We start from the raw sequence: 7,803 nt of genomic DNA on the forward strand, positions 1-7,803 counted from the left end.
ACACCCCCCTTCACGTCACCGCCCGGACCGGGCCGCCCCCGCACGCGCGGCCACGGCATGCCCCGTCGCGCCCTGACGCACCCTGACGCGCCCTCATGCGCCCCGAGGCGCCCCGTCGCGCCCCGGCACGCCCTCACGCCCTCACGCCCTCGCAGCTTCCGAAGGAGTCCTGCCATGCACGCCTTCAGCCCCGCCGAGATCCACGCCCAGACGCACGCCACCCGCTCCGCCGAACTCGCCGCCCGGGCCCGCGCCGACCGCTTGGCGAGGACCGCCGTACGCGCCGCCGCCGGGTCCCGGCCGGCCTCCGCCCCGCTCGCCGCCGCCCGGATCCGCCTCGGCGAAGCCCTCATCGGGGCCGGCACCCGCCTCGTCCGGCCGCGCCCGGCCACCGCGGCCCAGTGAGCCGCGCCCGGCGCCCGCTGGCCGCCGTACTCGCCGCCAACACCGTTTCCATCGCGGGCAGTTCGCTCACCCTGATCGGCGTCCCGTGGTTCGTCCTGCAGACCACGGGCAGCGCCGGCCGGGCCGGCCTGGTGGCCTTCTGCGCCACCCTGCCGGTCGTCGTCGCCGCCCTGGTCGGCGGCCCGGTGATCGACCGGATCGGCCGCCGCCGGGTTTCGGTCGTCTCCGACGCCGTCTGCGGCCTCGCCGTGGGCGCGATCCCGCTGCTGCACCAGGCCGGGCTGCTGGAGTTCTGGATGCTCTGCGCGCTGATGGCGGTCAGCGGCCTGGTGCACACCCCCGGCCTGACCGCCCGTTCGGTCCTCCTGCCCCACCTCGCCGAACACGCCGGCACCTCCCTGTCCCGGGCGACGAGCCTCTACGACGCCGTCTCGCGCGGCGCCCGGATGATCGGTGCGGCCCTGGCCGGACTGCTGATCGCCGTCCTCGGCGCCGGGAACGTCCTGCTGCTGGACGCCGCCACCTACGCGGTGTCCGCCGCCCTGGTGGCGTGCGGCGTGCGCGGGGTCGCCGCGGCCGAACCCCGGCCGGGGACCGAGCGGATCTCGTTCGCCGGCTACCGCGCCGAACTCACCGAGGGCTGGCGGTTCCTGATGAACCACCGACTGCTGCTGGGCATCACCTGCATGGTCATGCTGACCAACGGCCTCGACCAGGGCTGGGGCGCCGTCCTGCTGCCCGTGCACGGCCGGGAGCAGCTCGGCGGGGCTGCCGCCGTCGGCCTGCTGGTCTCCCTGTTCGGCGGCGCCGCCCTGCTGGGCGCGCTGCTCTACGGGGTCTGGGGCGAGCGCTTCCCCCGCCGGGCGGTGTTCACGGCCGCGTTCCTGTGCAGCGGGGCCCCGCGCTACGTCGTGGCCGCGCTGACCGACACCACGCTCCCGCTCGCCGTGACGATGGCGCTGGCCGGGCTGGGCGCCGGGGTGCTCAACCCGGTCCTGGGCACGATCTTCTACGAGCAGATCCCCGAGGAGCTGCGCAGCCGGGTCTCCGGCGTCGCCACGGCCGGCTGCGAACTGGCCATGCCGCTCGGCGGACTGGCCGCCGGCCTGCTGATCGAGGGCCTCGGCCCGGCCACCGCCCTGCTGCTCTTCGGCGGCGCGTACCTGCTGGCCACCCTGTCCCCGCTGGTCTTCCCCGCCTGGCGGGCCATGGACCACCGCCCGGCCCCCGCCGGCGCCCCCACCGGCCCGGCCGCCGGTGCCGGCGCCGGGGGCCCGGAGCCGGTCAGCAGGAAGGAACCGGCTCCCCGCGGTTGAGGGCCCGCAGCGCGTCCACGGCCCCGGTCAGCGAGGTGACGGGCACCAGCCGGAGCCCTTCGGGGAGGTCGGTGCGCGCGTCCGCGCACTCGGCCTTCGGCACGAGGAACACGGTCGCCCCGTCCCGCCGGGCGGCCTGGGTCTTCAGGGCCACCCCACCCACCGCGCCGACCTCGCCGTCCGCGCTGATGGTGCCCGTACCGGCGACCGTACGGCCCCCGGTGAGGTCACCGCCGGAGCCGTCGCCGGCGAGCTTGTCGACGATGCCGAGGGAGAACATCAGGCCGGCGCTGGGGCCGCCGACGTCGGCGAGGTTCAGCTCCACCTTGACGTCCTTGGGGTCCTTGTGGAGATAGCCGAGGGCGGCCTCGGTCGCGGTCGACTGCGACGTGGCCATTTCCTCCAGGTTGTGCCGCTCGATCTCCTCGTCCGATCCGCCCGAGGGGTAGACGGCCTCGCGGGGCATGACCGCCCGGTCGGTGCGGAACCACATCCGCACCAGCTCGGCCAGGCTGGTCTCCTCGGACGGGCCGGTGGCCTGGATCGTGGTCATGCGCAGCTGGCCGCTGGTCTCCCGGGCCGGCGCACCGCTGACGCTGATGACGGTCCGGCCGTCCTTGGCGCCGAGCACGTCGGCGGTGGGGCCGGGCTGGGCGATCGCGAAGGGCAGCGGGGCGAACGCCGCCACGGCGAGCAGGCCCGCCAGCGGGGCGGCGCAGAGGGCGAGGGCGGCGGGACGCGGGAGACGAGCGAGGCGAGAGAGCACCCGGCCAATCTAGCCGCCCGGGCAGGACGGGGCCGAAGGGCCGGGTGCAGGGTGTCGCGGCGGCCGGTGGGGGCGGGCGGCCGCCGCGTCGGTGCGCCGGTCAGCGCAGGGCGTCGGCGACCTCGCGGGCCGCGTCGACCACGCGCGGTCCGACCCGCTCGGGCACGGCGTCGGCCAGCATGACCACGCCGACGCTGCCCTCCAGGCCGGTGACGCCGAGCAGCGGCGCCGCGGCCCCGCTGGCTCCGGCTTCGAGCTCGCCGTGGGTGAGGGTGTAGCCGGGCTCGGTGAGCGCACCCTGCCTGGCGGCCAGGATGGCTCGGCCCGCGGCACCACGGTCGAGCGGATGGCGGAAGCCCGCCCGGTAGGCGACGTGGTAGTCCGTCCAGGTCGGCTCGACGACGGCCACGGCAAGCGCCTCCGTACCGTCGACGAGCGTCAGATGGGCGGTTGCACCTATGTCCTCCGCGAGGGAGCGCAGCGCCGGCAGCGCCGCCTCCCGTACGAGCGGATGGACCTGGCGGCCCAGCCGCAGCACCCCGAGCCCGACCCGGGCGCGCCCGCCGAGGTCACGGCGGACCAGGGCGTGCTGTTCCAGGGTGGCCAGGAGCCGGTAGACGACGGTGCGGTTGACGCCGAGTCTGTTGGACAGCTCGGTCACGGTCAGCCCGTGGTCGGTGTCGGCGAGCAGTTTGAGGACTCTCAGCCCTCGGTCGAGAGTCTGGGAGGTTTCCGCGGTCACGACGCCTCTCCCTCTGTGGTGAGCGGCGGCTGACTCTCACGGCGGGGCGTGGCCGGTCCCTTTCGGCGACGCACGGAGAGGCCGCCGGTATAAGGCCATGGCACCGGCTGCGCTCCCGCGGCGGCGCTGCCACGGGGCGTTCGATGCGGGGACAGTAGCGAGCGGGTCCGCTCAGCGGAAGGGCTCGTCCAGAATCCGGGCGCCAACCACCCCTATGTGGTGTTTCGCTCCTGGCCGCCGGGCCGGTTCCGGCAGGTCGTCCGCTGTTCGATCTACCGAAGGGCGGGCGCGCGCCGTGATCGACGGTTCGTCCGAAAATCGACTGCCGGAACGCGGGACGGGGTCCGTGCGAAGCTCCGCACGGACCCCGTCCCCTGGCTCACCGCATCCGGGTGGCCCACTCCTGCACCTTCTTGATGCGCTCGCGCAGCTGCCCGGCCGTCGCCTCCGCACTCGGCGGGCCGCCGCACACCCGGCGCAGCTCGGTGTGGATCACGCCGTGCGGCTTGCCGCTCTGGTGGACGTAGGCGCCGACCATCGTGTTGAGCGACTTGCGCAGCTCCAGCAGTTCCTTGTGCGAGACCACCGGCCGCCGCTCGGCCGGCAGCTCCAGCAGGTCCGCCTCCGCGTCGGGCTTGCGGCGGCTGTGGGCGATCTGCCGGGCCTGCCGCTTCTGGAGCAGCATCTGGACCTGCTCGGGTTCCAGCAGGCCCGGGATGCCGAGGTAGTCCTGCTCCTCCTCGCTGCCCGGGTGGGCCTGCATGCCGAACTCGGCGCCGTTGTACATGACCCGGTCGAAGACGGCGTCGGACTCCAGCGCCTCGAAGGGCAGCATGTCCTGTTCGCCGGTGTCCTCGTCCTGCTGCTTGTTCGCCTCGTCCATCTCCTTCTCGGACTCGGCGTACGGGTCCTCGTCCTCGCCGGCCTTCTTCGGCTTGTCCAGGACGTGGTCGCGCTCGACCTCCATCTCGTTGGCGAAACCGAGCAGGTACGGAATCGTCGGAAGGAACACCGAGGCCGTCTCGCCGCGCCTGCGCGACCGTACGAAACGGCCGACGGCCTGGGCGAAGAACAGCGGGGTGGAGATCGTCGTCGCGTACACGCCCACGGCGAGGCGGGGCACGTCGACGCCCTCGGACACCATGCGGACCGCGACCATCCAGCGGTCGTCGTTGCCGCTGAAGGTGTCGATGTGGTTCGAGGCGCCGGCGTCGTCGGAGAGCACCAGGGTGGCCCGGGTGCCGGTGATCTCCCGGATCAGCTTGGCGTAGGCGCGCGCGGAGTCCTGGTCGGAGGCGATGACGAGGCCGCCGGCGTCGGGGATGCTCTTGCGGACCTCGCTCAGCCGCTGGTCGGCGGCGCGCAGGACGTTCGGCATCCAGTCGCCGCGCGGGTCGAGCGCGGTGCGCCAGGCCTGCGAGATGGCGTCCTTGGTCATCGGCTCGCCGAGCCGGGCGGCGATCTCGTCGCCGGCCTTGGTGCGCCAGCGCATGTTGCCGCTGTAGGAGAGGAAGATGACCGGCCGGACGACGCCGTCGGCGAGGGCGTTGCCGTAGCCGTAGGTGTAGTCCGCGGCGGAGCGGCGGATCCCGTCGTTGCCCTCCTCGTACGTCACGAACGGGATGGGGTTGGTGTCGGAGCGGAACGGCGTACCGGTCAGCGCCAGGCGCCGGGTCGCCGGCTCGAACGCCTCCAGGCAGGCCTCGCCCCAGGACTTCGAGTCACCGGCGTGGTGGATCTCGTCGAGGATGACGAGGGTCTTGCGCTGCTCGCAGCGGTTGCGGTGCAGCATCGGGCGGACCCCGACACCGGCGTAGGTCACGGCGACGCCGTGGTACTCCTTGCTGAGCGGCCCGGCCGAGTACTCGGGATCGAGCCGGATGCCTATCCGGGCGGCGGCCTCCGCCCACTGCTTCTTCAGGTGCTCGGTGGGCGCGACGACGGTCACCTGCTGCACCACGTGGTGGTGCAGCAGCCAGGAGGCGAGGGTCAGCGCGAAGGTGGTCTTGCCGGCGCCGGGGGTCGCGACCGCGAGGAAGTCCCGCGGCTGGGTCTGGACGTACTTGTCCAGCGCTCCCTGCTGCCAGGCGCGCAGCTTGCTGGCGGTGCCCCAGGGGGCACGGCCGGGGAAGGCGGGTGAGAGGTGGTGGGAGGCGGTAGTAGTCACGGTCTCCGGGTTCGTCGCTCTCGGCAGTCGTAGCACTCGGCAGTCGGTCGTACGTAGGACAACCGGGCCACCTTACCGGGGCGGCCCCGCCCCGACGGGCGGGACGGGGCCGTGACCTCGGGGGGTGCGGCGAGCGTCACACGCGCGCGGGCGCGCCCCGGCCGAGGGCCCGGAGCCGGGCGGCGATCTCCCCGGTGTCGGCGAGCTCGCCGGACGCGACGGAGACGACGAGCGCGTACGCGGCGTCCTGGTCGGCGGCGGCGAGGTCGACGCCGTTGACCGCGAGGAAGGTCACGGCGGCGAGCCAGGCGGTCCGCTTGTTGCCGTCCACGAGCGGGTGGTTGGTGGCGATGCCGTGCAGCAGCACGGCCGCCTGCTCGTGCAGGTCCTCGTACGCGGCGGTCCCGAACATGCGGGCGCGCGGCCGGTGCACGGCGGACTCCAGCAGTCCGGGCGCCCGGACCTCGACCGTCTGCTCGCGGGCCAGGCAGGCGAACCGGGCGAGGTCGGCGACCTCGGCGAGGGTGAGGTGACGCGTCATGCCCCGAGCCTCCTCAGCAGCTCGGCGTGCAGCCCGGCCAGCCGCTCCGCCTCGGCCCCGACCCGGGCCCGTTCGGCCGCCAGGCGTTCCCGTACGGCGTCCAGCGCGAGGTCCTCGGGCGTGCGCCCGGTGGCGTCGGCGAGGTCGGCGAGCTCCGCGCGTTCGGGGGCGGAGAGGAGGAGGGCCAGTGGCTCGGTCATGCGACGACGCTATCGGCCCGGCCGGTCAGCCTGCAGCGGATTTCACCGACGGGACGGCGGTGGTCCGGGCGGGGTCGGTGGGGGCCGGGGCGTGGAGGCGGGTGGCGACCCAGGCGCCGGCCAGGGCCACGGCCGCCATGGGCAGGAAGACGGCCACGAAGGCGGCCGGGTGCGAGGCGGAGGCCCCGCCCGCGGCAGCCGAGGCGGTGGCGTCGTGCACGGCTCCGACGGCCCCGCCGCCGAGCGCGGCGAAGGCGGCGCCGCCCGCGGCGAGCAGCACGACGTTCGCGAGGGCGTCGGAGATCTGCAGGGCGGCGGAGTTGGCGCCGGCCTCCTCCGGCGCCGACAGCTGGAGCAGCAGCACACTGGTGGACCCGATGACCAGCCCCATCCCGAAGCAGCCGACGCCCCAGGCCACGGCGGGCGTCCACACCGGAACGGAGTCGATCAGCACGGTGGGCGCGGCGGCGATGGCGAGGGCCACCAGCACCATCCCGAACACCATGAGCCGCTCCCGGTAGGGCTCGGTCCGCCCCTGGGACTGCACCCACGAGCCGAGCGCCCAGGTCAGCCCGCCGGCCGCGAGCGAGAGCCCGGCCAGGGTCGGGCTCAGCCCGCGCTGGGTGACCAGCATCAGCGGGACGAAGCTCTCGGCCGCGATGAACGCGCCCGCCGCGAGGCCGCGCAGCAGCACCACGGACGGCAGACCGCGCCGGGCCAGGTAGGTACCGCGGGGCAGCAGCCCGAGCACGGCGGGCACCAGCAGCGCGACCCCGGCCAGGCCGGGCAGCAGCGAGATCCACCGCAGGTCCTGGGCGGCGTACTGGAGCAGACCGGCGCCGAGGGAGATCCCGAGCGCGAGCCGGATCCGCCGCCGGTCGAGGGCGACGCGCGGGGCGGTGGGGTCGACGGGCCCGGAGGCGGTGCGGCGGATGGCGGGCAGGGCGACGGCGAGCGGGAGGACGACGAGCGCCGGGATGCCGAGGAAGACCCACCGCCATCCGACGGTCTCGGTGACGGTTCCGGCGGCGAGCGGCCCGACGATGGAGGGGACGACCCAGCCGGCGGCGAACGCGGCCATGATCGCGGGCCGCAGCCGCTCGTCGTAGGCGCGGCTGACGACGACGTAGAGCGCGACGATGACCAGGCCGCCGCCGAAGCCCTGGACGGCGCGGCCGATGACGAACGCCCACATGGTGGTGGCGGTCCCCGCCACGACCAGGCCGCCGGCGAACGCGGCGATCCCGACGGCGAGCGGACGCAGCGGCCCGTCCCGGTCGGACCACTGGCCGGCGAGGACCATGCCGAAGAGGCTGGTGGTGAAGTAGGCGGAGAACCCGAAGGCGTACAGCCCGATCCCGTCGAGCTCACGGGCCGCCACGGGCATGGCGGTGCCGATGGCGGTCGCCTCGAAGGCGATCACGAAGATGACGGCGACCATCCCCACACTGAGCGCCCGATGCGCGGCCCCCCAGATCCCACCGCCGGCGCCGACCCCCGGCGGACCGGGCTCCCCTGTGCCCGCGACGGCCACCGGCGGACCGGGCTCGCCCATGCCGGCGGGGGCGGGGGCGGTCGGGCCGGAGGCGGGGGCGCTGGATGGGTCGGTGGAGGCAGTCATCGCCCCAGAGTAAGTTCCGTGGCCGCTTTTCGCCCCTGTCCGTTG

General features: G+C 74.8%; 8 protein-coding genes. 2 read left to right on the forward strand and 6 right to left on the reverse strand.

What is annotated here, in order from left to right:
• Window positions 1–174 precede the first annotated feature (174 nt).
• On the forward strand, window positions 175–405 hold the full coding sequence (locus tag EF918_RS38645) for a hypothetical protein (protein WP_260610781.1): 231 nt from the start codon (window positions 175–177) through the stop codon (window positions 403–405).
• Entirely contained in the window at window positions 402–1,721 is a 1,320-nt protein-coding gene (locus EF918_RS29015) for an MFS transporter (RefSeq protein WP_260610782.1), read from the forward strand. The genes EF918_RS38645 and EF918_RS29015 overlap by 4 nt, the downstream gene beginning before the upstream one ends.
• Here EF918_RS29015 and EF918_RS29020 read toward each other — a convergent pair.
• From EF918_RS29020 to EF918_RS29045, 6 genes are all read right to left on the reverse strand, one after another.
• A complete protein-coding gene (locus EF918_RS29020) occupies window positions 1,690–2,487 on the reverse strand; it encodes a PDZ domain-containing protein (RefSeq protein ID WP_125651903.1) in 798 nt (265 codons plus the stop codon). The two genes, EF918_RS29015 and EF918_RS29020, sit on opposite strands and share 32 nt — an antisense overlap.
• 100 nt (window positions 2,488–2,587) lie before the next feature.
• Window positions 2,588–3,229: an IclR family transcriptional regulator gene (locus EF918_RS29025; protein ID WP_125651904.1), complete on the reverse strand. Its 642-nt coding sequence runs from the start codon at window positions 3,227–3,229 to the stop codon at window positions 2,588–2,590.
• Between the two features lie 379 nt (window positions 3,230–3,608).
• Window positions 3,609–5,396 (reverse strand): DEAD/DEAH box helicase, encoded by a 1,788-nt coding sequence (locus tag EF918_RS29030; RefSeq protein WP_125651905.1) that lies wholly within the window; start codon window positions 5,394–5,396, stop codon window positions 3,609–3,611.
• 136 nt (window positions 5,397–5,532) lie between these two features.
• On the reverse strand, window positions 5,533–5,937 hold the full coding sequence (locus tag EF918_RS29035) for a type II toxin-antitoxin system death-on-curing family toxin (protein WP_125651906.1): 405 nt from the start codon (window positions 5,935–5,937) through the stop codon (window positions 5,533–5,535).
• Entirely contained in the window at window positions 5,934–6,137 is a 204-nt protein-coding gene (locus EF918_RS29040; RefSeq protein ID WP_125651907.1) for a hypothetical protein, read from the reverse strand. The genes EF918_RS29035 and EF918_RS29040 overlap by 4 nt, the downstream gene beginning before the upstream one ends.
• A gap of 25 nt (window positions 6,138–6,162) precedes the next feature.
• The gene (locus tag EF918_RS29045; protein ID WP_260610783.1) at window positions 6,163–7,758 is read right to left on the reverse strand and encodes an MFS transporter; all 1,596 of its coding nucleotides are present in this window, start codon (window positions 7,756–7,758) and stop codon (window positions 6,163–6,165) included.
• Window positions 7,759–7,803: the final 45 nt, after the last annotated feature.

The organism is Streptomyces sp. WAC06614, assembly GCF_003949795.1.
Taxonomy (GTDB): Bacteria; Actinomycetota; Actinomycetes; order Streptomycetales; family Streptomycetaceae; genus Streptomyces.